This is a genomic window from Pseudomonas sp. NPDC087358, from assembly GCF_044900785.1.
Taxonomy (GTDB): Bacteria; Pseudomonadota; Gammaproteobacteria; order Pseudomonadales; family Pseudomonadaceae; genus Aquipseudomonas.
Window position 1 is genome coordinate 122,084 of record NZ_JBJDOA010000015.1, and the last position, 20,915, is coordinate 142,998.

The 20,915-nt window shown below is 56.6% G+C and carries 19 protein-coding genes and 1 pseudogene; 16 read left to right on the top strand and 4 right to left on the bottom strand.

Annotated elements, in window-relative coordinates; translation table 11 throughout:
* The first annotated feature begins 709 nt into the window (after positions 1-709).
* On the top strand, positions 710-1,903 hold the full coding sequence (locus ACI2KS_RS26165; protein WP_404623924.1) for a glycosyltransferase: 1,194 nt from the start codon (positions 710-712) through the stop codon (positions 1,901-1,903).
* Positions 1,904-2,030: 127 nt separating this feature from the next.
* Here ACI2KS_RS26165 and gyrB read toward each other — a convergent pair whose 3' ends face one another.
* Genes gyrB through dnaA form a run of 4 tightly spaced genes read right to left on the bottom strand, consistent with a single transcriptional unit; the run spans position 2,031 to position 8,245 of the window.
* Positions 2,031-4,448, bottom strand: coding sequence for a DNA topoisomerase (ATP-hydrolyzing) subunit B (gene gyrB / locus ACI2KS_RS26170; protein ID WP_404623925.1), 2,418 nt, complete (start codon positions 4,446-4,448; stop codon positions 2,031-2,033).
* A gap of 4 nt (positions 4,449-4,452) precedes the next feature.
* A complete protein-coding gene (gene recF / locus ACI2KS_RS26175) occupies positions 4,453-5,556 on the bottom strand; it encodes a DNA replication/repair protein RecF (protein WP_404623926.1) in 1,104 nt (367 codons plus the stop codon).
* Positions 5,557-5,570: 14 nt separating this feature from the next.
* On the bottom strand, positions 5,571-6,674 hold the full coding sequence (dnaN, locus tag ACI2KS_RS26180) for a DNA polymerase III subunit beta (RefSeq protein ID WP_404623927.1): 1,104 nt from the start codon (positions 6,672-6,674) through the stop codon (positions 5,571-5,573).
* Between the two features lie 35 nt (positions 6,675-6,709).
* Positions 6,710-8,245 (bottom strand): chromosomal replication initiator protein DnaA, encoded by a 1,536-nt coding sequence (gene dnaA / locus ACI2KS_RS26185; RefSeq protein WP_404623928.1) that lies wholly within the window; start codon positions 8,243-8,245, stop codon positions 6,710-6,712.
* Between the two features lie 587 nt (positions 8,246-8,832).
* Here dnaA and rpmH point away from each other — a divergent pair.
* The 15 genes and pseudogenes from rpmH to ACI2KS_RS26260 form a co-directional block, all read left to right on the top strand.
* The gene (gene rpmH / locus ACI2KS_RS26190; RefSeq protein WP_002551315.1) at positions 8,833-8,967 is read left to right on the top strand and encodes a 50S ribosomal protein L34; all 135 of its coding nucleotides are present in this window, start codon (positions 8,833-8,835) and stop codon (positions 8,965-8,967) included.
* A gap of 16 nt (positions 8,968-8,983) precedes the next feature.
* The gene (gene rnpA / locus ACI2KS_RS26195; protein ID WP_404623929.1) at positions 8,984-9,385 is read left to right on the top strand and encodes a ribonuclease P protein component; all 402 of its coding nucleotides are present in this window, start codon (positions 8,984-8,986) and stop codon (positions 9,383-9,385) included.
* The gene (yidD, locus tag ACI2KS_RS26200; protein ID WP_404623930.1) at positions 9,378-9,623 is read left to right on the top strand and encodes a membrane protein insertion efficiency factor YidD; all 246 of its coding nucleotides are present in this window, start codon (positions 9,378-9,380) and stop codon (positions 9,621-9,623) included. Before rnpA ends, yidD begins: the two co-directional genes overlap by 8 nt.
* 2 nt (positions 9,624-9,625) lie before the next feature.
* Positions 9,626-11,305 carry a membrane protein insertase YidC gene (gene yidC / locus ACI2KS_RS26205; RefSeq protein WP_404623931.1) on the top strand — a complete coding sequence of 560 codons (1,680 nt, stop codon included), beginning with the start codon at positions 9,626-9,628 and terminating at the stop codon, positions 11,303-11,305.
* Positions 11,306-11,383: 78 nt separating this feature from the next.
* Positions 11,384-12,754, top strand: a complete 1,371-nt coding sequence (gene mnmE / locus ACI2KS_RS26210; protein ID WP_404623932.1) for a tRNA uridine-5-carboxymethylaminomethyl(34) synthesis GTPase MnmE — start codon at positions 11,384-11,386, stop codon at positions 12,752-12,754.
* A 526-nt stretch (positions 12,755-13,280) separates the two neighbouring features.
* Positions 13,281-15,179: a tRNA uridine-5-carboxymethylaminomethyl(34) synthesis enzyme MnmG gene (gene mnmG, locus ACI2KS_RS26215; protein WP_404623933.1), complete on the top strand. Its 1,899-nt coding sequence runs from the start codon at positions 13,281-13,283 to the stop codon at positions 15,177-15,179.
* 5 nt (positions 15,180-15,184) lie between these two features.
* Positions 15,185-15,820: a 16S rRNA (guanine(527)-N(7))-methyltransferase RsmG gene (gene rsmG / locus ACI2KS_RS26220; protein WP_404623940.1), complete on the top strand. Its 636-nt coding sequence runs from the start codon at positions 15,185-15,187 to the stop codon at positions 15,818-15,820.
* An 18-nt stretch (positions 15,821-15,838) separates the two neighbouring features.
* A complete protein-coding gene (locus tag ACI2KS_RS26225) occupies positions 15,839-16,633 on the top strand; it encodes a ParA family protein (RefSeq protein ID WP_404623934.1) in 795 nt (264 codons plus the stop codon).
* Between the two features lie 9 nt (positions 16,634-16,642).
* Positions 16,643-17,515 carry a ParB/RepB/Spo0J family partition protein gene (locus ACI2KS_RS26230; RefSeq protein WP_404623935.1) on the top strand — a complete coding sequence of 291 codons (873 nt, stop codon included), beginning with the start codon at positions 16,643-16,645 and terminating at the stop codon, positions 17,513-17,515.
* Between the two features lie 146 nt (positions 17,516-17,661).
* Entirely contained in the window at positions 17,662-18,069 is a 408-nt protein-coding gene (locus tag ACI2KS_RS26235; RefSeq protein ID WP_404623936.1) for a F0F1 ATP synthase subunit I, read from the top strand.
* Positions 18,070-18,085: 16 nt separating this feature from the next.
* Positions 18,086-18,955: a F0F1 ATP synthase subunit A gene (atpB, locus tag ACI2KS_RS26240; protein WP_404623937.1), complete on the top strand. Its 870-nt coding sequence runs from the start codon at positions 18,086-18,088 to the stop codon at positions 18,953-18,955.
* A gap of 137 nt (positions 18,956-19,092) precedes the next feature.
* Positions 19,093-19,350, top strand: coding sequence for a F0F1 ATP synthase subunit C (gene atpE, locus ACI2KS_RS26245; protein ID WP_002555987.1), 258 nt, complete (start codon positions 19,093-19,095; stop codon positions 19,348-19,350).
* 57 nt (positions 19,351-19,407) lie between these two features.
* Positions 19,408-19,878 (top strand): F0F1 ATP synthase subunit B, encoded by a 471-nt coding sequence (locus ACI2KS_RS26250; RefSeq protein WP_404623938.1) that lies wholly within the window; start codon positions 19,408-19,410, stop codon positions 19,876-19,878.
* A gap of 12 nt (positions 19,879-19,890) precedes the next feature.
* Positions 19,891-20,427: a F0F1 ATP synthase subunit delta gene (locus tag ACI2KS_RS26255; protein ID WP_037016920.1), complete on the top strand. Its 537-nt coding sequence runs from the start codon at positions 19,891-19,893 to the stop codon at positions 20,425-20,427.
* A 21-nt stretch (positions 20,428-20,448) separates the two neighbouring features.
* Positions 20,449-20,915, top strand: a pseudogene (locus ACI2KS_RS26260) (F0F1 ATP synthase subunit alpha); the annotation flags it as partial.

Genomic DNA, 20,915 nt, shown 5'->3' on the forward strand with positions numbered 1-20,915 from the left:
GAGAAACCACAGGGATTGTTCGCCAGGCATTGCCGTGAGATGACGTGGGCAAGCGGCGGACTGCAGACCAGGTTGGCTGGCAGCAGGGGTACAACAGGCAGGAACCAAATTTCGGTTATAGCTACCGCACCGAGATGTCTCGGGAGCGGCAAACCAAAAAGGGGAGATTCACATCAACCAAGCGCAATGCGGGGGCGCGTGGACAACCGATGACTTCTTAACCGTCACGAACTAACGTCGCATCCGGGGGTACTACGTCGGCGACCATTGGTTGCGAAAGCACAAACGGATCTGCGGCTTTCGGCATCGCTCGACGGTCCGAGTATGCTTGAGGATTCTCGCTTGTGCGATTCTATCGACAAACGGTCCGCTTCCCCATAACACCCATGAGACAGCGAGACCCGCGACCGTAAGATCCTTGAGACACCGCTCGGCCAAAACGTATCTTAAACAGCCATCTGCCGATTGCGCCTGGTTCTCATGTTAGGTACATGAACACCCAAATTGTCCATCGTGGTTTACAGCGCTCTATCATCACGGGTTGGGGCTGTTACTTTGCAATTGCCCACCTACAGAAAAAGCCGCAGCGTGGATCGCCTGAGAATGCCGGTGTTCCACGTGGAACATTCCAGCGGCGAGCACTGAGGCGCTGGGCTCTAAGATGTTAGGCTTCGTCATCGAGCGCATGGTTACTGACGGAGAGCATAGTGTGAACCTCGAACATCCCCAGCCGAACCCAAGCGCCGCTACCGTTGTGGTATTTGAGCACCCCGTTGTCTCCCGAGATTGCGCCGACGCTCTGCAACGTCTGGGTTTCTCGGTTACCTATCTGCCCCTGAACGAAAGCAACGTGATGGGTTTGATGACAACTCGGCCGGATTACGTTTTCACCATCAATTTCAACAGGTACATTTCAGAAGTTTGCGAACTGCTAAAAGTGCCTTATCTCTCATGGGTGATCGATACCCCTTGTTATCCGATCTATGACAAAGCCATCGATAATCCTCACAGCTACACCTTCATCTACGATGCTGCCGTCGCTCTGAAGTTGAGAAACAGCGGCATCCGACAGGTCTACCACTTGCCAGTCGCCGCAAATGTGGACCGTATCAACCCTGTGCGATTACTGGCGGGCGACGCCTTGCCGCCGACCGATATCAGCTTCGTTGCCAACCTGACCAGGACCGAATATCGAACGTTAATACTGCCGAAGCTGGGAGAGGTCGGCCGTACGCAGTGCAGCCACCTGATCGACTCGCTGGATCACCCTGGCGGATTTGCTCAACTGCCGGAGCAGATTGATGCTCAGCTGATCCAGACCATCATCGAGGAATCAGGTTATCCGTTAGCGGGCGATCTTCATCTGACCACCGCGGACAAACTGGCTTACATTCTGGGCAGGGAGCATTCCTGGCAGGAACGTATCGCTTTTGTGCGTCTGCTTGAGGAGCACTTTGCGGTGAGTGTTTATGGGAATGCGGAGTGGCGAGACCACATAACCGGTTACCGAGGGGAGGCCGATCACTTTACCCTGATGCCTGAAATCTTCCGCCAGTCCAAAATCAATCTCAACCTCACCCGCTCTTTTGTCGAAGAAGGACTGCCGATGCGCGTGTTCGACGTGTTGGGCTGCGGCGGGTTCCTGCTCACCAACGACAAGCCTGACCTGCACAGGCTGTTTACCGATGGCAAGGACCTGGTGATTTTTCGGGACACTCAGGATCTCCTCGAGATCTGCCGCTATTACCTGGAGCATGACGATGAGCGACAAGCCATCGCACGGCAGGGGCAGGCAACACTGACCGAGCATCACACCGTCGAGCAGCGCATGATTGATCTGTTTACCACGGTCCAAGGGGAGCTGATCGGTCAGCCTTCGCCACTCAGCCGCTGGTGTCTTTGAACACCTCCTCAGCTGAATCTGGCTGTACCCATTTGCGGTAATAAAAAACCCGGCACCATGGCCGGGTTTTTTATTGCAGAACTGTAACCGTCCGCTTGAGGTAGGTAGCTACCACACAGCCAGACTGTTAGAAGTCCAGGTTGGAGACCGCAAGTGCGTTGGCTTCAATGAAGTCACGACGCGGCTCTACAGCATCACCCATCAGCGTGTTGAAGATCTGATCGGCACCGATCGCGTCTTCGATGGTGACCTTCAGCATGCGGCGCACGCTCGGGTCCATGGTGGTTTCCCACAGCTGATCCGGGTTCATTTCACCCAGACCTTTGTATCGCTGGATGGTATGGCGCTTGGTGCTTTCGGCCATCAGCCAAGCGAGCGCTTCCTTGAACTCGGTAACAGGCTTTTTGCGCTCGCCACGTTGTACGTAAGCGCCTTCTTCAAGCAGGGTACTGATCTGTGCACCCAATGCGGTAACGGTCTTGTAATCGTTACTGCCGAAGAAATCGCGGTTGAACGTGATGTAGTTGGAAAGGCCATGGGAGATCAATTCGACTTCTGGCAACCAGACATTGCGCTCGCGGTCTTCACGCAGGCTGGCCTTGTAGACCAACCCGGATTTTTCGCCAACACGCAGACGCTCGTCGAACTTGGCCAGCCAATCCTGCATAGCCGCATGATCCGACAGTTGATCCATCGCAACAGGTGGCAGGTAAACGAAGTGCTCGGTCAGTTCCTGAGGGTACAGACGTGACAGACGCTTGAGCGTCTTCATGACCATACGGAAATCGTTAACCAGCTTCTCCAGCGCAGGGCCGGAAATGCCGGGTGCAGATTCGTTCAGGTGCAAGCTGGCATCTTCGAGGGCCGACTGCGTCATGTATTCTTCCATGGCGTCGTCGTCTTTGATGTACTGCTCTTGCTTGCCTTTCTTGACCTTGTACAACGGCGGCTGGGCAATGTAGATGTAGCCGCGCTCCACCAGCTCCGGCAATTGACGGAAGAAGAACGTCAGCAGCAAGGTACGGATGTGCGAACCGTCAACGTCAGCATCGGTCATGATGATGATGTTGTGGTAGCGCAGCTTCTCGATGTTGTACTCGTCGCGGCCAATACCGCAGCCCAACGCAGTGATCAACGTACCGACTTCCTGGGACGAGATCATCTTGTCGAAGCGAGCTTTCTCGACGTTGAGGATCTTGCCTTTGAGTGGCAGGATGGCTTGGGTCTTACGGTTGCGTCCCTGCTTGGCAGAACCGCCAGCAGAGTCGCCTTCGACCAGATACAGCTCGGACAGGGCAGGGTCTTTTTCCTGGCAGTCAGCCAGTTTGCCCGGCAGGCCGGCAATATCCAGCGCACCTTTGCGGCGAGTCATTTCACGGGCTTTACGCGCTGCTTCGCGAGCACGCGCAGCATCGATCATCTTGCCGACAACCGCTTTGGCTTCGTTCGGGTTTTCCAAAAGGAAGTCGGAGAAGTACTTACCCATCTCCTGTTCGACCGCAGTTTTAACCTCTGACGAAACAAGCTTGTCTTTGGTCTGCGAGCTGAACTTGGGGTCTGGTACCTTTACCGAAATGATGGCAGTCAGGCCTTCACGCGCATCGTCACCGGTGGTGGCAACCTTGTGCTTCTTGGCCAGGCCTTCCTGCTCGATGTAGGTGTTCAAGTTACGTGTCAGGGCAGAGCGGAAGCCTACGAGGTGGGTACCACCATCGCGCTGAGGAATGTTGTTGGTGAAGCACAACAGGTTCTCGTTGAAGCTGTCGTTCCACTGCAGGGCGATTTCGACACCGATGCCGTCATCACGCTGGACGTTGAAGTGGAAAACCTGGTTCACCGGAGTCTTGTTGGTGTTCAGGTATTCAACGAATGCGCGCAAGCCGCCTTCGTATTTGAACAGCTCTTCCTTACCGCTGCGCTCGTCTTTGAGGACGATGCCGACGCCAGAGTTAAGGAATGAAAGTTCGCGAATCCGCTTGGCCAGAATATCCCAGCTGAAGTGAATATTCTTGAAGGTTTCATCCGAAGGTTTGAAGTGAATCTCGGTACCGGTGGAGTCGCTTTCGCCAACGATGCGCATCGGTTCCTGAGGAACGCCATGAACGTAGGTCTGCTCCCAGATTTTACCGCTGCGGCGAACGGTCAGATTCAGTTCTGCAGAAAGGGCGTTCACCACCGAAACACCTACACCGTGCAAACCGCCGGATACTTTGTAGGAGTTGTCATCAAACTTACCGCCGGCGTGCAGAACGGTCATGATGACCTCAGCTGCGGAAACGCCTTCTTCTTTATGCACGTCCACCGGAATACCGCGACCGTTGTCGCGTACGGTGATGGATTCGTCTGGATGGATGATGATGCTGATATCGTCGCAATGGCCAGCCAAAGCTTCGTCGATAGAGTTATCCACCACCTCAAACACCATGTGGTGAAGACCGCTGCCATCGTCCGTGTCGCCGATGTACATACCGGGACGCTTGCGTACGGCATCAAGTCCTTTAAGCACCTTGATGCTGGACGAGTCGTACGTTTGATTTTCGCTCATGCATTCACTCCCGATGGTCGTGGGTCTGGGTGATACTGCCGTGTTCCACGTGGAACAAGGCAACTGGCGTTTCCGTCTGCCAGCCTTCCCTCAACAATTCATGATCTACACAGGTGATAAATACCTGGCAGTGTAATTCTTCCAGCAAGCGACATAGTGCGCTGCGGTGGTGTTCGTCGAGCTCCGATGGGAGGTCGTCGACTAGATAAATACATTGGCCGCGGCGAGCTTGGCTTACCAAGTGCCCTTGAGCGATACGCAGTGCGCAGACCACCAGCTTCTGCTGTCCACGTGACAGGATATCTGCTGCATTATGACCACCGAGTCGTAGCCGCAGGTCTGCTCTTTGCGGCCCAGCCTGGGTGTGCCCGATCTGCTGATCACGGTAGAGAGAAGACGCGAGCACGGTGCTAAGGTCTTTTTCTTTGTCCCAACCGCGGTAGTAACTCAGGGTCAAGCCATCAAGCTGAACAAGTTCGCTCAAGGTTTGCTCGAAGACAGGTTTCAAGGCCGAGATATAAGCCCGACGAAACGCGTCGATTTCGTCGCTGGCGAGGCACAGTTCCCTGTCCCAGGCCGCCTGTGAAGCGCCGTCAAGTGTACCATGCCGTAGCCACGAGTTCCGCTGCCGCAGGGCCTTCTGCAGGCGCTGCCAAGTGGCCATGAAGCGTGGTTCCACGTGGAACACTCCCCAATCCAGAAACTGCCTGCGTATCTTGGGCGCGCCCTCGAGCAAGCGGAAACTGTCGGGGTTGATCAACTGCAGCGGCAACGTCTCGGCCAATTGGGCGGCGCTTTTCGCGTTTTGACCATCGATGCGAATCTGAAACTCACCCTGGCGATCACGAGATATCCCAAGACTGCTGTGTCCGCCCTCGGCTAGCTCAACTTGGCCAAATACGGTGCAGGCGGGTTGGTCATATTGAATGACTGGCTGCAAACGGGCGCTACGAAACGAGCGGGCGAGCCCCAACAGATGAATCGCTTCCAAGACACTGGTTTTGCCACTGCCATTGGCGCCGTAGAGGATATTGATGCGAGGAGAGGGGGAGAAGGTCACCGGGTGCAGATTGCGCACCCCGGTGACCGAGACGCGGCTAAGAGACATCTACAGACTGCTGATCACAGGCGCATCGGCATGACAACATAAGCCGAGTCGTCGTTACCCGATTCCTGGAGCAGCGCGCTGCTATTGGAGTCCGAGAGGATCAGGCGAACCTGCTCGGTTGTCATCACCCCCAGAACATCAAGCAGATAGCTCACGTTGAATCCGATTTCCAGCGAGCTGCCGTTGTAATCGACGCTGATCTCTTCCTCTGCTTCTTCCTGTTCAGGGTTGTTTGCCTGGATTTTCAGCTGACCGCTGGCCAGCTGCAGACGGATGCCACGATATTTTTCGTTCGACAGAATGGCCGTTCGGCTGAAGGCTTCACGCAGAGCCTGGCGGTCGCCCACTACAAGTTTGTCTCCACCCTTGGGCAGAACGCGTTCGTAATCGGGGAATTTTCCGTCTACCAGTTTCGAGGTGAAGGTGAACTCGCCAGTGGTAGCACGGATGTGATGCTGACCCAGAACGATACTGACCAGACCGTCCTGTTCCGTAAGCAGTCGTGCGAGCTCAAGAATACCTTTGCGTGGAACGATCACCTGGTGACGGTCAGCCTGCTCGATTTCTGCTGTCATCGAGCACATCGCCAGACGGTGGCCATCGGTGGCGACAGCGCGCAGGATGCCGGACTGCACTTCTATCAACATACCGTTGAGGTAATAGCGGACGTCTTGTTGTGCCATCGCGAAACTGGTGCGCTCGATCAAGCGACGCAATTTGCTCTGAACAAGGTTGAACGTCAAAGACCCTGGACCTTCCTCAACCGTCGGGAAGTCGTTAGCCGGCAGTGTCGACAGCGTGAAGCGGCTTCGACCGGCCTTGACCACCAGCTTCTGCTCGTCCAGCTTGATATCGATCAGCGCGACGTTAGGCAGGCTTTTGCAGATATCCATCAGCTTGCGCGCCGGAACCGTGATCTCGCCAGGTTCGGCAGGTTCTTCCAGCTGCACGCGCCCAACCAGTTCGACCTCAAGGTCGGTACCGGTCAAGGACAGTTGCTGACCTTCGACGACCAACAATACGTTGGACAGAACCGGCAAGGTCTGGCGGCGTTCGACAACGCCTGCGACCAGTTGCAGGGGTTTCAACAGGGCTTCGCGTTGAATGGTGAAGTGCATGGTCTAGTCCCTTGCCTTGATAAGCTGCGTCGGCATTACGTAGTCAGAGTACGCAGCAGGTTCTTGTAGTCCTCGCGGATATCCGCATCGGATTCTTTAAGTTCGTTGATCTTGCGGCAGGCGTGCAAAACAGTGGTGTGGTCGCGGCCGCCAAACACATCGCCGATTTCCGGCAGACTGTGGTTGGTCAGCTCCTTGGACAACGCCATAGCCACCTGCCGCGGCCGTGCAACCGACCTGGAGCGACGTTTCGACAATAGGTCGGATATCTTGATCTTGTAATACTCAGCAACGGTACGCTGAATGTTATCCACACTGACCAGTTTGTCCTGCAGCGCGAGCAGATCCTTGAGTGATTCACGAATCAGCTCGATGGTGATGTCGCGGCCCATGAAGTGCGAATGAGCGATGACACGCTTGAGCGCGCCCTCAAGCTCACGCACGTTGGAGCGGATACGCTGGGCGATGAAGAACGCGGCGTCATGCGGCAACTCGACTTTCGCCTGATCCGCTTTCTTCATCAGAATCGCCACTCGGGTCTCAAGCTCAGGCGGCTCGACGGCGACTGTCAGACCCCATCCGAAACGCGATTTGAGACGTTCTTCAAGGCCTTCGATTTCCTTGGGATAACGGTCGCTGGTCAGAATGACTTGCTGGCCACCCTCCAACAACGCGTTGAAGGTATGAAAGAACTCTTCCTGCGAACGCTCCTTGCGAGCGAAGAACTGGATATCGTCGATCAGCAGCGCATCGACCGAGCGGTAAAAGCGTTTGAACTCGTTGATGGCGTTCAGTTGCAGTGCCTTGACCATGTCTGCCACGAAACGCTCCGAATGCAGATACACCACCTTCGCATTAGGATTTTTCTTCAGCAGGTGGTTACCCACAGCATGCATCAAGTGAGTCTTACCCAAGCCCACACCGCCATACAGGAACAATGGGTTATAGCCATGCTTGGGATTGTCCGCCACCTGCCATGCTGCAGCTCGCGCGAGCTGGTTGGACTTACCTTCGACGAAGTTTTCAAAGGTGAACGTGCGGTTCAGATAACTGGTGTGCTTGAGCGCACCTTCTACCTGCACGTTGCGTTGTTCGGCTCGCGCCGGGGCCTGCTGAGAACTCGCACCGGCCATGGGGTCGAAGCTCGCCCTTGACGGCTCATCATCGACATTCAGGGAATTCTGCAAGACAGGCGACGGCGCCGAAACAGCCTGGGCCACGGCTGCGGGTGCAGCAGCGCCGTTTCCAGCGCCACTCTGGGCGGCCTGCGAAGCTGCGGCCGCCGCTGCCAGAGGAGCATTAGGAGCAGCACGCGGTGCAGAACTGCGTTTGCTGCCTATTAATAAGGAGAGGGCAGGCGCGATGCCCTGACCGTGTTCGCCCAACAACTCAAGCAAACGGCCAAGGTACTTTTCGTTGACCCAGTCGAGCACGAATCGGTTGGGCGCATAGACACGCAACTCGTCGCCCTCGGCTTCGACCTGCAGCGGACGGATCCAGGTGTTGAATTGCTGGGCAGGCAGCTCATCGCGCAAAAGCTCAACGCACTGCTGCCAAAGTTCCACTGACACGGATATCCCCTACGTTTCAAAAGCCGGTGAGGCGAAAACAAGCGCCCATTGTAACCACCCCTGTCCGACTTATCCACATGTAGGTGGGTAACCAACACCTCAAAATCAAGATCTTATGGGAATAAATGCCGACAAATGGCATGTGCATAAGCCCTGTGGATAACCGCAGCTGGCCTCGTTGCATAAGTCGGGGTCAAGCTCTGTGGATAAATACCCTGTGGATAAACTACGGTTCCATACACAGCTTTTCCGAGGTCGCAGCACAGGGTCAGCACCGCTTGTGGACAGACTTGTGATTCTCTGTACAAAGCGGTTTACGTGGGCTGTAAGCAGTTATCCACAGATAAGCGCCTCTATAGCTTCTATAAGCTTTACAGAAAAGCTTTAAATACTTTCCTTCTTTATTTTTATGTCTAAGGGTTGGGTGACGTGGGAAAGCGCGCTTGCCCGACGCAAATACCCGCATGAGAAGTAAATGAAGGAAACGTTGGTTGGAAATTGACCTGCGGGCCTGCTTTCTCTAGAATCCCCGGTCTCTTAAAACGGGGGCCATTCCGGCCCGTTGTGGACGAACCAGGTAACACGCCATGAAACGTACTTTCCAACCCAGCACTATCAAGCGCGCCCGCACCCACGGTTTCCGTGCTCGTATGGCCACCAAAAACGGCCGTGCAGTTCTTTCGCGTCGTCGTGCCAAAGGCCGTAAGCGTCTGGCAGTTTGATTAATCGGCACAGGTGGTGAGTCAGGACTTCAGTCGGGAAAAGCGTTTGCTGACACCCCGGCATTTCAAGGCAGTCTTTGACTCCCCCACCGGCAAGGTTCCGGGTAAAAATCTCCTGCTCCTTGTGCGCAATAACGACCTGGATCACGGCCGCTTGGGTTTGGTGATCGGTAAAAAGAGCGTAAAGCTCTCCGTCGAGCGCAACCGCTTGAAACGCCTGATGCGCGAATCGTTTCGTCTCCACCAAGACAACTTGATTGGTTGGGACATCGTTGTTGTCGCGCGCAAAGGCTTGGGTGACATTGAAAACCCCGAATTGATTCAGCATTTCGGCAAGCTCTGGAAACGTCTGGCGCGTAGCCGGCCAACTCCGGAAGTCAAAACCGAAACTGCGGGGGTAGACAGTCCTGATGCGTAAACTGGCACTCGTTTCGATCCAGTTTTACCGCTATGCCATTAGTCCCCTGATGGCCAGTCATTGTCGTTTCTACCCCAGTTGCTCCTGCTACGCGTACGAAGCCATTGAACACCATGGCCTGGTACGCGGCGGCTGGCTGACCTTACGTCGTTTAGGTCGCTGTCATCCGTGGAATCCCGGTGGTTTCGACCCGGTTCCACCAGCTCCTACCTCCCGTTCCTCTTCGATGGCCGAGTAATCATGGATATTAAACGCACGATCCTGATCGTCGCCCTGGCAATCGTGACCTATGTCGGTGTCCTGAAATGGAACCAGGACTATGGTCAGGCTGCCTTGCCGACTCAGAATGTTGCCGCCAACACCAATACATCCGCGCTTCCTGACACGCCGCAAGGTTCCACTGCTGCCAATGCAGACGTTCCAAGCGCCAACGGTGAAGTTGCTGCACCTGCCGAGACACCGGTAGTTGCCAGCAAAGACCTGATTCAGGTGAAGACTGATGTCCTGAATCTGGAAATCGACCCGGTAGGTGGTGACGTCGTGCAGCTGCGACTGCCGCTTTATCCACGTCGTCAGGACCATCCAGAGATTCCGTTCCAGCTGTTCGACAACGGCGGCGAGCGTACTTTTCTTGCACAGAGCGGTCTGACCGGCGCCAATGGCCCGGACGCACGTGCCACTGGTCGGCCGGTTTATGTAGCCACGCAGAAAAGTTATCAACTGGCTGACGGTCAGAATGACCTGGTCGTTGATCTGAAATTCAGCGACGCCGGCGTGAATTACATCAAGCGCTTCAGCTTCAAGCGCGGCTTGTATGACCTGACCGTTTCCTATCTGATCGATAACCAGAGCGCCCAGGCGTGGAACGGCAGCCTGTTCGCCCAGTTGAAACGCGACGCAAGCGCCGATCCATCGTCGACCACCGCCACCGGCACCGCGACCTATCTGGGTGCGGCCATGTGGACCCCTTCCGAGCCTTACAAAAAGGTCTCGATGAAGGACATCGACAAAGCCTCGGTCAAAGACACCGTTCAAGGTGGCTGGGTGGCGTGGCTGCAGCACTATTTCGTGACCGCATGGATCCCGAACAAGGCTGACAGCAATACCGTTACTACCCGTAAAGACAGCGCCGGCAACTACATCATCGGTTTCACCGGTCCTGCATTGACGGTCGCACCGGGCGCCAAAGCAGAAACCACGACCACGCTGTACGCTGGGCCGAAAAGCCAGGCCGTGCTCAAAGAGTTGTCCCCAGGTCTGGAATTGACTGTCGACTACGGCATTCTGTGGTTCATCGCTCAGCCTATCTTCTGGTTGCTGCAACATATCCACAGCATTGTGGGTAACTGGGGCTGGTCGATCATCTTCCTGACCATGCTGATCAAGGGGCTTTTCTTCCCTCTCTCGGCAGCCAGCTACAAGTCGATGGCCCGTATGCGTGCCGTTGCGCCTCGTCTGGCGGCGCTCAAAGAGCAGCACGGCGACGACCGTCAGAAGCTCTCGCAGTCGATGATGGAGTTGTACAAGAAGGAAAAGATCAATCCGCTGGGTGGATGCTTGCCGATTCTTGTACAAATGCCAGTGTTCCTGTCGCTGTACTGGGTACTGCTTGAAAGCGTTGAAATGCGCCAGGCTCCATGGCTGCTGTGGATAACCGACCTGTCGATCAAGGATCCGTTCTTCATCCTGCCGATCATCATGGGCGCTACCATGTTTATCCAGCAGCGTCTGAACCCTACACCTCCGGATCCGATGCAGGCCAAGGTTATGAAGCTGATGCCTATCATCTTCACCTTCTTCTTCCTGTGGTTCCCGGCTGGTCTGGTGCTGTACTGGGTTGTGAACAACACCCTGTCCATCACTCAGCAGTGGTATATCACTCGTAGCATCGAGGCCAAGGCCAAGAAAGCGGCTGCTTGATCTACCCTGTGAATAAGTAATTCAGAACGCCCCCTCGTGGGGCGTTTTGCTATCCGTCATTTATTCAGGAGCCGGACCATGAACGTCCCTCGTGAAACCATCGCAGCCATCGCCACCGCTCAAGGACGAGGCGGTGTCGGGATTGTCCGCATCTCCGGGCCACTGGCCGGCGCCGCAGCACAGGCAATCATCGGCAAACAGCCACAGCCCCGTTATGCCCACTACGGGCCGTTCAAGGATGAGCAGGGCGAGGTCATCGACGAAGGAATCGCACTGTACTTTCCGGGCCCGAACTCCTTCACCGGTGAGGATGTCCTCGAATTGCAGGGCCACGGCGGCCCCGTGGTTCTCGATATGCTGCTTCAACGCTGTGTTCAACTGGGCAGCCGCCTGGCAAGACCCGGGGAATTCAGCGAGCGTGCGTTCCTCAACGACAAACTCGACCTTGCCCAGGCGGAAGCGATTGCCGACCTCATCGAGGCCAGTTCTGCACAAGCAGCGCGCAATGCTCTGCGTTCCTTGCAAGGCGCGTTTTCCCGGCGTGTGGATAATCTCACCGAAAAACTGATCAGCCTGCGCATCTATGTTGAAGCAGCAATCGATTTTCCCGAGGAGGAAATCGACTTCCTTGCCGATGGCCATGTCCTGCACATGCTCGATGAGGTGCGCGTGCAGTTATCCACAGTTCTGCAGGAGGCCAACCAGGGGGCATTGTTGCGCGACGGGATGACCGTGGTCATTGCGGGACGTCCGAATGCCGGCAAATCGAGTTTGCTCAACGCTCTCGCCGGCCGCGAGGCCGCGATCGTGACCGAGGTGGCAGGTACGACCCGGGATGTGCTTCGCGAACATATCCACATCGACGGCATGCCGCTGCATGTTGTGGACACGGCCGGCCTTCGCGATACCGAAGACCATGTGGAAAAGATTGGCGTTGAACGAGCGCTCAAGGCCATTGGTGAAGCTGATCGCATACTGCTGGTAGTCGATGCCACGGCACCTGAGGCGCACGACCCCTTTGCACTATGGCCCGAGTTTCTTCAACAACGCCCGGATCCTTCGATGGTCACGCTGATTCGCAACAAAGCGGATCTCAGCGCAGACCCGGTTGGCCTTCAGGTCAGTACCGACGGCCACGTGACTATCAACCTCAGCGCCAAATCCGGTGGCGAGGGGCTGGAGCTGCTGCGCGAGCACCTTAAAGCCTGCATGGGTTATCAACAGACATCAGAAAGTAGCTTCAGCGCTCGGCGACGTCATCTGGATGCCCTGGACAGGGCCAGTGCTTCGCTGGAGCATGGCCGTGCTCAGCTGACCCTGGCAGGCGCCGGCGAGTTGCTGGCCGAAGACCTTCGTCAAGCGCAGCTGTCACTGGGTGAAATTACCGGGGCGTTCAGCTCCGACGACCTGTTGGGTCGCATCTTCTCCAGCTTCTGCATCGGTAAATAGCCTTTCGTTTATCCTCAGGCAGGCCCGGCTCCCGGTGACCTGCTTGTGGCCTTCACCCTTCTCCCCGAGTTATCCACCTCCACGCTCTACGCGGAGCGCCCTCGCACGCCCATATTTTGTAATCCCATGGCGAAAACGCGTTGATAAGCCCTGTGCATAAGCGGCCTTCAGCTCGGTTGATAACAGGGCCGCAAAGCTGAGCGTAAATCGCCCTGTGGACAAAGTGGCATTTAATCCACAGGCTTAAACCGGTTATCCAAGGGCCTCATCGGTACATGAACACAGACTTTTGAATCTCTGTACATCACGTAGAACGTGGCCTGTATTGATCTATCCACAGAAAGCATCGCCTCTAAACATAAACATAAAAACAAAGATTTTATAAATTTCTTTCTTTTTAATTTCTATAACCGCCATTCATCCACAGCTGGTTAAATTTTGCGCAAAAGGTTCCTTTCAGGGGGGCGAAGTCCCTATACTTGCCGCCAATTTCCAATTCCCCCCATTAACAGGCACGAGGTGCGTGGTGGATTTCCCTTCCCGTTTTGAAGTGATCGTCATCGGCGGCGGTCATGCCGGTACCGAGGCAGCACTGGCGTCTGCACGCATGGGGGCAAAAACCCTGCTGCTTACGCACAACGTGGAAACCCTCGGCCAAATGAGCTGCAACCCGGCCATTGGCGGTATTGGCAAGAGCCATCTGGTCAAAGAGATCGATGCGCTCGGCGGCGCCATGGCCACCGCTACCGACTTGGGCGGCATTCAGTTCCGCGTATTGAACAGCCGCAAAGGCCCAGCCGTACGGGCAACGCGTGCCCAGGCCGACCGTGTTCTGTACAAGGCCGCCATTCGCGAAATCATCGAAAACCAGCCGAACCTGTGGATATTCCAGCAAGCCTGTGACGACCTGATCGTGGAAAACGACCAGGTACGCGGCGTGGTCACCCAGATGGGCCTGCGTTTCATGGCCGATTCGGTGGTGTTGACCACCGGCACCTTCCTCGGTGGACTTATCCACATCGGTTTGCAGAACTACTCCGGTGGCCGCGCAGGTGATCCGCCTTCGATTGCCCTGGCTCGTCGATTACGTGAATTGCCGCTGCGCGTTGGTCGCCTGAAAACCGGTACGCCGCCACGCATCGATGGCCGTTCTGTGGATTTCTCGATGATGAGCGAGCAACCGGGTGATACACCGATTCCGGTCATGTCGTTCATGGGCTCCAAGGCGCAGCACCCGCGTCAGGTCAGCTGCTGGATTACCCACACCAACGCCCGCACCCACGAAATCATTGCCGCGAATCTCGATCGCTCGCCGATGTATTCCGCTGCCGGTGAGATCGAAGGTGTAGGCCCTCGTTACTGCCCATCGATCGAAGACAAGATTCATCGCTTTGCCGACAAGGAAAGCCATCAGGTCTTCATCGAGCCGGAAGGCCTGACCACCCACGAGCTGTACCCGAACGGTATCTCCACTTCACTGCCGTTCGACGTGCAGCTGCAGATCGTGCGCTCGATCCGCGGCATGGAGAACGCACACATCGTGCGTCCGGGCTACGCCATCGAATATGACTATTTCGATCCGCGGGATCTGAAGTACAGCCTGGAAACCAAAGTCATTGGCGGGCTGTTCTTTGCTGGACAGATCAACGGCACCACCGGCTACGAGGAGGCTGGTGCGCAAGGTCTGCTCGCCGGCGCCAATGCTGCCTTGCGTGCTCAAGGCAAGGAAAGCTGGTGCCCACGTCGGGATGAGGCGTACATCGGCGTGCTGGTGGACGACCTGATCACCCTGGGTACCCAGGAGCCTTACCGCATGTTCACCTCCCGCGCCGAGTACCGCCTGATTCTGCGCGAAGACAATGCCGATCTGCGTCTGACTGAAAAAGGCCGAGAGCTGGGCTTGATCGACGATGCTCGCTGGGCGGCGTTCTGCGCCAAGCGCGAAGGCATCGAACGGGAAGAGCAGCGCCTGAAGTCGACCTGGATACGCCCGGGTACCGAACAGGGCGATGCGGTTTCCGCGCATTTCGGCACGCCGTTGACCCACGAATACAACCTGCTCAACCTGCTCAGTCGTCCAGAAATCGACTACGCCAGCCTGGTTGCCCTGACTGGCGACGGTTCGCCTGATCCGCAGGTCGCCGAGCAGGTAGAAATCAAAACCAAATACGCGGGCTACATTGACCGCCAGCAGGACGAAATCGCCCGGTTACGTGCCAGCGAAAACACCCGGCTGCCTGAGGACATCGACTACACCGGCATTTCCGGGCTGTCGAAAGAAATCCAGAGCAAGTTGGGGATAACTCGTCCTGAGACCCTGGGTCAAGCCTCGCGGATTCCGGGCGTGACGCCTGCGGCCATTTCCCTGTTGATGATTCATTTGAAGAAACGCGGCGCGGGCCGTCAGTTGGAGCAAAGCGCTTGAGTTCTATGGTCACACCGCAACACGCAGAAGAATTGACCAATGGCGCGCGAGAACTGGGGGTGGACCTCAGTGACGCCCAGCAGGAGCAACTGCTGGGCTACCTGGCATTGCTGATCAAGTGGAACAAGGCCTACAACCTGACCGCGGTGCGCGATCCGGACGAGATGGTGTCTCGGCATCTGCTCGACAGTCTCAGTGTCGTGCCCTTCATCGAAGGTGAACGCTGGCTTGATGTCGGCAGTGGCGGGGGCATGCCCGGCATTCCGCTGGCCATCCTGTTCCCTGACATGAAAGTCACCGTGCTGGACAGCAACGGCAAGAAAACCCGCTTCCTGACCCAGGTCAAACTTGAGCTCAAGCTCGACAACCTGGAAGTTATCCACAGTCGTGCCGAAGCGTATCAGCCAAGCCTGCCGTTTACCGGGATTGTCTCCCGTGCATTCAGCAGTCTGGAGGACTTCACACAGTGGACCCGGCATATGGGCGACAGCCAAACGCGCTGGCTGGCGATGAAAGGTCTGCATCCTGCCGACGAACTGGTAGCATTGCCGGCAGAGTTTCATCTGGAAAGCGCGCAAGCCTTGGCCGTACCCGGTTGCCAAGGCCAACGGCATCTGCTGATACTGCGCCGCACGGCATGACAGGGAACACACGCAAGAATGGCTAAGGTATTCGCGATAGCGAACCAAAAAGGGGGGGTGGGTAAAACCACCACCTGCATCAACCTCGCAGCGTCGCTGGTCGCAACCAAGCGCCGGGTGTTGTTGATCGACCTCGATCCACAGGGCAACGCCACCATGGGCAGCGGTGTGGATAAACACGCGCTGGAACATTCGGTTTATGACCTGCTGATCGGCGAGTGCGATCTCAACCAGGCCATGCATTTCTCCGAGCATGGCGGGTATCAGTTGCTTCCCGCCAACCGCGACCTGACCGCGGCGGAGGTCGTTCTGCTGGAAATGCAGATGAAAGAGGCCCGGCTGCGTAACGCGCTGGCACCGATCCGCGAGAATTACGATTACATCCTCATCGACTGTCCGCCGTCCTTGTCGATGTTGACGCTCAATGCCCTGGTCGCCGCCGATGGCGTGATTATCCCCATGCAGTGCGAGTACTTCGCGCTGGAAGGTCTCAGCGACCTTGTGGATAACATCAAACGCATTGGCGAACTGCTCAATCCGCAGCTAAAAATCGAAGGCTTGCTGCGTACCATGTACGACCCGCGTCTGAGCCTGATCAACGATGTATCGGCTCAGCTCAAGGAGCATTTCGGCGATCAGCTTTACGACACCGTGATCCCGCGCAACATCCGCCTGGCCGAGGCTCCAAGCTTCGGCATGCCGGCGCTGGCTTATGACAAGACCTCGCGCGGTGCCCTGGCCTATCTGGCCCTAGCTGGCGAAATGGTTCGTCGTCAACGTCGGCCCGCTCGCGCTGCTGCCCAGCCCACTTAAGGAAATCCGATGGCCGTCAAGAAACGAGGACTCGGACGTGGGCTGGACGCACTTCTGAGTAGCCCCACCGTCAGCGCGTTGGAAGAACAGGCCGTTCAAGCCGATCAACGCGAGCTGCAACACATTGCACTGGACCTGATTCAGCGCGGCAAATATCAGCCGCGGCGGGACATGGACCCTCAGGCGCTGGAAGAACTGGCGAACTCGATCAAGGCGCAGGGTGTCATGCAGCCGATCGTGGTGCGCCCGATAGCCGAAAACCGCTTCGAAATCATCGCCGGTGAACGCCGCTGGCGTGCGAGCCAGCAGGCCGGGATGGAAACCATCCCGGCCATGGTGCGCGATGTACCGGACGAAGCCGCCATCGCCATGGCATTGATCGAAAACATCCAGCGTGAAGACCTCAATCCGATTGAAGAGGCCATTGCGCTGCAGAGGCTGCAGCAGGAATTCCAGCTGACTCAGCAGCAGGTCGCCGAGGCTGTGGGTAAGTCACGGGTCAGCGTCGCCAACCTGTTGCGCCTTATCGCGCTGCCGGAGGTGATCAAGACGATGCTGTCCCATGGTGACCTGGAGATGGGTCATGCCCGTGCTCTGCTAGGCTTGCCTGAAGAACAACAGGTTGAAGGGGCGCGACATGTTGTCGCACGTGGTCTGACCGTGCGCCAAACCGAGGCACTTGTGCGCCAGTGGCTCAGTGGCAAACAGGAGCCGGCTGCGCCAGTCAAAGCCGACCCGGATATCACCCGTCTTGAACAGCGTCTGGCCGAGCGGCTGGGCTCTGCGGTGCAGATTCGCCATGGTCAGAAGGGAAAAGGCCAGTTGGTGATCCGTTACAACTCGCTTGACGAGTTGCAGGGCGTCCTCGCCCACATCCGCTGAAACAAATCATGCGTAGCGTGTAGTCGGAAATCACTACCCGGCAGTTGAATAGGGGCTGAACCGCCCCTATACTCTGCGCGCATTTTGTCGGCACAAATTATGCCAAGTTATTGATTTTGGCGGCTGGCATACGAGGAGCCCATGTGATGGAGACACGCACGCCAAACCGCTTGCCATTCCATCGTCTGGCTGTTTTCCCGGTACTGCTGGCTCAATTGATTGTCCTGCTGCTGGCAGCGCTGACGCTTTGGCAGTGGCATGGAGTCGTAGCTGGATACTCAGGGCTTTGCGGAGGCCTGATAGCTTGGCTGCCCAATTTGTACTTTGCCCATAAGGCGTTCCGGTTTTCCGGCGCCAGGGCAGCGCAGGCCATCGTTCGGTCGTTCTACGCCGGCGAGGCAGGCAAACTGATTTTTACGGCAGTGCTGTTTGCACTGACCTTCGCAGGAGTGAAGCCGCTGGCGCCGCTGGCGGTTTTCGGTGTGTTCATGTTGATCCAGTTGGTCAACTGGTTCGCACCCCTGCTAATGAGAACAAGACTTTCGAGACCTTAGGGCGTTTGAGGCAACCATGGCAGAGCAAACAGCTTCGGGCTATATCCAGCACCACCTGCAGAACTTGACCTTCGGTCATTTGCCTGACGGCACTTGGGGCTTCGCGCATTCCGCAGCCGAAGCAAAAGAAATGGGCTTTTGGGCTTTCCACCTCGATACTCTCGGTTGGTCGGTGGCTCTGGGTCTGATTTTCGTCCTGATTTTCCGCATGGCCGCCAAAAAGGCCACTTCCGGTCAGCCAGGCGCGCTGCAGAACTTCGTTGAAGTCCTGATCGAGTTCGTCGATGGCAGCGTCAAGGACAGCTTCCACGGTCGCAGTGCTGTCATTGCACCGCTGGCGCTGACCATTTTCGTCTGGGTGTTCCTGATGAACGCCGTCGACCTGGTTCCGGTCGACTGGATTCCTCAGTTGGCGATCATGATTTCCGGCGACCACCACATTCCGTTCCGCGCAGTGTCGACTACCGACCCGAACGCAACTATCGGTATGGCGCTGTCGGTCTTCGCACTGATCATTTTCTACAGCATCAAGGTCAAGGGCATCGGCGGCTTCATCGGCGAACTGACCCTGCACCCGTTTGGCAGCAAGAACATTGTTGTCCAGGCGCTGTTGATTCCTGTGAATTTCCTGCTTGAATTCGTGACTCTGATCGCCAAACCGGTTTCTCTGGCTCTGCGTCTGTTCGGCAACATGTACGCGGGTGAACTGGTGTTCATCCTGATCGCGGTCATGTTCGGCAGCGGCCTGCTCTGGCTCAGTGGCCTGGGCGTGGTGCTGCAGTGGGCGTGGGCTGTATTCCACATCCTGATCATCACCCTGCAAGCGTTCATCTTCATGATGCTGACCATCGTTTACCTGTCGATGGCTCACGAAGATAACCATTAAGACTCGCCTGGCGTGTCTGATGATCTCCTCGCCTCGGCGAGGGGGTGCCCGCAAGGGCTTGATGTAAGAAACGATTTTGCTTTACCGCTTTAATCTAAAAAAACCTAACCAATACGACGTAAAAGTCGGGAGGAAAGATGGAAACTGTAGTTGGTCTAACTGCTATCGCTGTTGCACTGCTGATCGGCCTGGGCGCACTGGGTACCGCAATCGGTTTCGGCCTGCTGGGCGGTAAGTTCCTGGAAGGCGCAGCGCGTCAACCAGAAATGGTTCCAATGCTGCAAGTCAAAATGTTCATCGTGGCTGGTCTGCTCGACGCCGTAACCATGATCGGTGTCGGTATCGCTCTGTTCTTCACTTTTGCGAACCCCTTCGTTGGTCAACTCGCTGGCTAATCGCTCGAATTTTCGAGTTGATTGGTGTGATGGACAACGAACGAGCGAGGTGTTGGCGTGAACATTAATGCAACCCTGATTGGCCAGTCCGTTGCGTTCTTCATTTTTGTGCTGTTCTGCATGAAGTTCGTGTGGCCTCCGGTCATCGCGGCTTTGCACGAACGTCAGAAGAAGATCGCGGATGGACTGGACGCTGCCACCCGAGCAGCTCGCGACCTGGAGCTGGCCCAAGATAAAGCGGGTCAGCAACTGCGCGAAGCTAAGGCTCAGGCAGCTGAAATCATTGAGCAGGCCAAGAAACGCGGTACTCAGATTGTCGACGAAGCCCGTGAACAGGCTCGCGTTGAAGCTGACCGCATCAAGGCTCAGGCTCAGGCCGAGATCGAGCAGGAACTGAACGGCGTCAAAGACGCGCTGCGCGCCCAACTGGGCAGCCTGGCAGTCAACGGCGCAGAGAAGATCCTGGGTGCCACAATCGATCAAAACGCGCACGCGGAGCTGGTTAACAAACTGGCTGCAGAAATCTAAGCGAGGGCGATCATGGCAGAACTGACCACGTTGGCCCGACCTTACGCTAAGGCAGCCTTCGAGCATGCACAGGCGCACCAGCAGCTGGCCAATTGGTCAGCCATGCTCGGCCTGGCTGCTGCGGTGTCGCAAGACGACACCATGCAGCGCATGCTCAAGGCCCCGCGACTGACGAGCGCAGACAAGGCCGCCACTTTTATTGAAGTGTGCGGCGACAAGTTCGATGCCAAGGCACAGAATTTCATCCACGTCGTTGCTGAAAACGACCGTCTCCAGCTTCTGCCGGAGATCTCCGAACTGTTCGAGCTGTACAAGGCCGAGCAGGAAAAATCGGTAGACGTGGATGTGACCAGTGCTTTCGCATTGAACCAAGAACAGCAAGACAAACTCGCCAAGGTTCTCAGTGCACGGCTCGGCCGGGAAGTGCGCCTGCACGCTGCGGAGGATGCCGCCCTGATAGGTGGTGTCATCATCCGCGCCGGCGACCTGGTTATCGATGGCTCAGTTCGCGGCAAACTCGCGCAACTAGCCGAAGCATTGAAATCTTGAGTTTGAAGGGGCAGCAGAGCAATGCAGCAACTCAATCCTTCCGAAATAAGTGAAATCATCAAGGGCCGCATCGACAAGCTCGATGTGACCTCCCAAGCCCGAAACGAAGGCACAGTCGTCAGCGTGTCTGACGGTATCGTGCGGATTCACGGTCTCGCCGACGCTATGTACGGCGAAATGATCGAGTTCCCGGGCGGCGTCTACGGTATGGCACTGAACCTGGAGCAAGACTCCGTGGGTGCAGTCGTACTGGGCGCTTACACATCTCTTGCCGAAGGCATGAGCGCCAAGTGCACTGGCCGCATCCTGGAGGTTCCGGTTGGTAAGGAACTGCTGGGCCGCGTCGTCGATGCACTGGGTAACCCTGTGGACGGTAAAGGTCCTCTGAACAACACCGAGACCGACGCGGTCGAGAAAGTTGCTCCAGGCGTTATCTGGCGTAAGTCGGTAGACCAGCCTGTACAGACTGGCTACAAGGCTGTCGATGC

Coding starts and splice junctions, on each gene's coding strand:
- atpE (WP_002555987.1), top strand. CDS start 19,093: ATGGAAACTGTAGTTGGTCTAACTGCTATCGCTGTTGCACTGCTGATC.
- rpmH (WP_002551315.1), top strand. CDS start 8,833: ATGAAACGTACTTTCCAACCCAGCACTATCAAGCGCGCCCGCACCCAC.
- atpB (WP_404623937.1), top strand. CDS start 18,086: ATGGCAGAGCAAACAGCTTCGGGCTATATCCAGCACCACCTGCAGAAC.
- ACI2KS_RS26235 (WP_404623936.1), top strand. CDS start 17,662: ATGGAGACACGCACGCCAAACCGCTTGCCATTCCATCGTCTGGCTGTT.
- ACI2KS_RS26255 (WP_037016920.1), top strand. CDS start 19,891: ATGGCAGAACTGACCACGTTGGCCCGACCTTACGCTAAGGCAGCCTTC.
- yidC (WP_404623931.1), top strand. CDS start 9,626: ATGGATATTAAACGCACGATCCTGATCGTCGCCCTGGCAATCGTGACC.
- mnmE (WP_404623932.1), top strand. CDS start 11,384: ATGAACGTCCCTCGTGAAACCATCGCAGCCATCGCCACCGCTCAAGGA.
- ACI2KS_RS26230 (WP_404623935.1), top strand. CDS start 16,643: ATGGCCGTCAAGAAACGAGGACTCGGACGTGGGCTGGACGCACTTCTG.
- gyrB (WP_404623925.1), bottom strand. CDS start 4,448: ATGAGCGAAAATCAAACGTACGACTCGTCCAGCATCAAGGTGCTTAAA.
- yidD (WP_404623930.1), top strand. CDS start 9,378: ATGCGTAAACTGGCACTCGTTTCGATCCAGTTTTACCGCTATGCCATT.
- ACI2KS_RS26225 (WP_404623934.1), top strand. CDS start 15,839: ATGGCTAAGGTATTCGCGATAGCGAACCAAAAAGGGGGGGTGGGTAAA.
- dnaN (WP_404623927.1), bottom strand. CDS start 6,674: ATGCACTTCACCATTCAACGCGAAGCCCTGTTGAAACCCCTGCAACTG.
- rsmG (WP_404623940.1), top strand. CDS start 15,185: ATGGTCACACCGCAACACGCAGAAGAATTGACCAATGGCGCGCGAGAA.
- recF (WP_404623926.1), bottom strand. CDS start 5,556: ATGTCTCTTAGCCGCGTCTCGGTCACCGGGGTGCGCAATCTGCACCCG.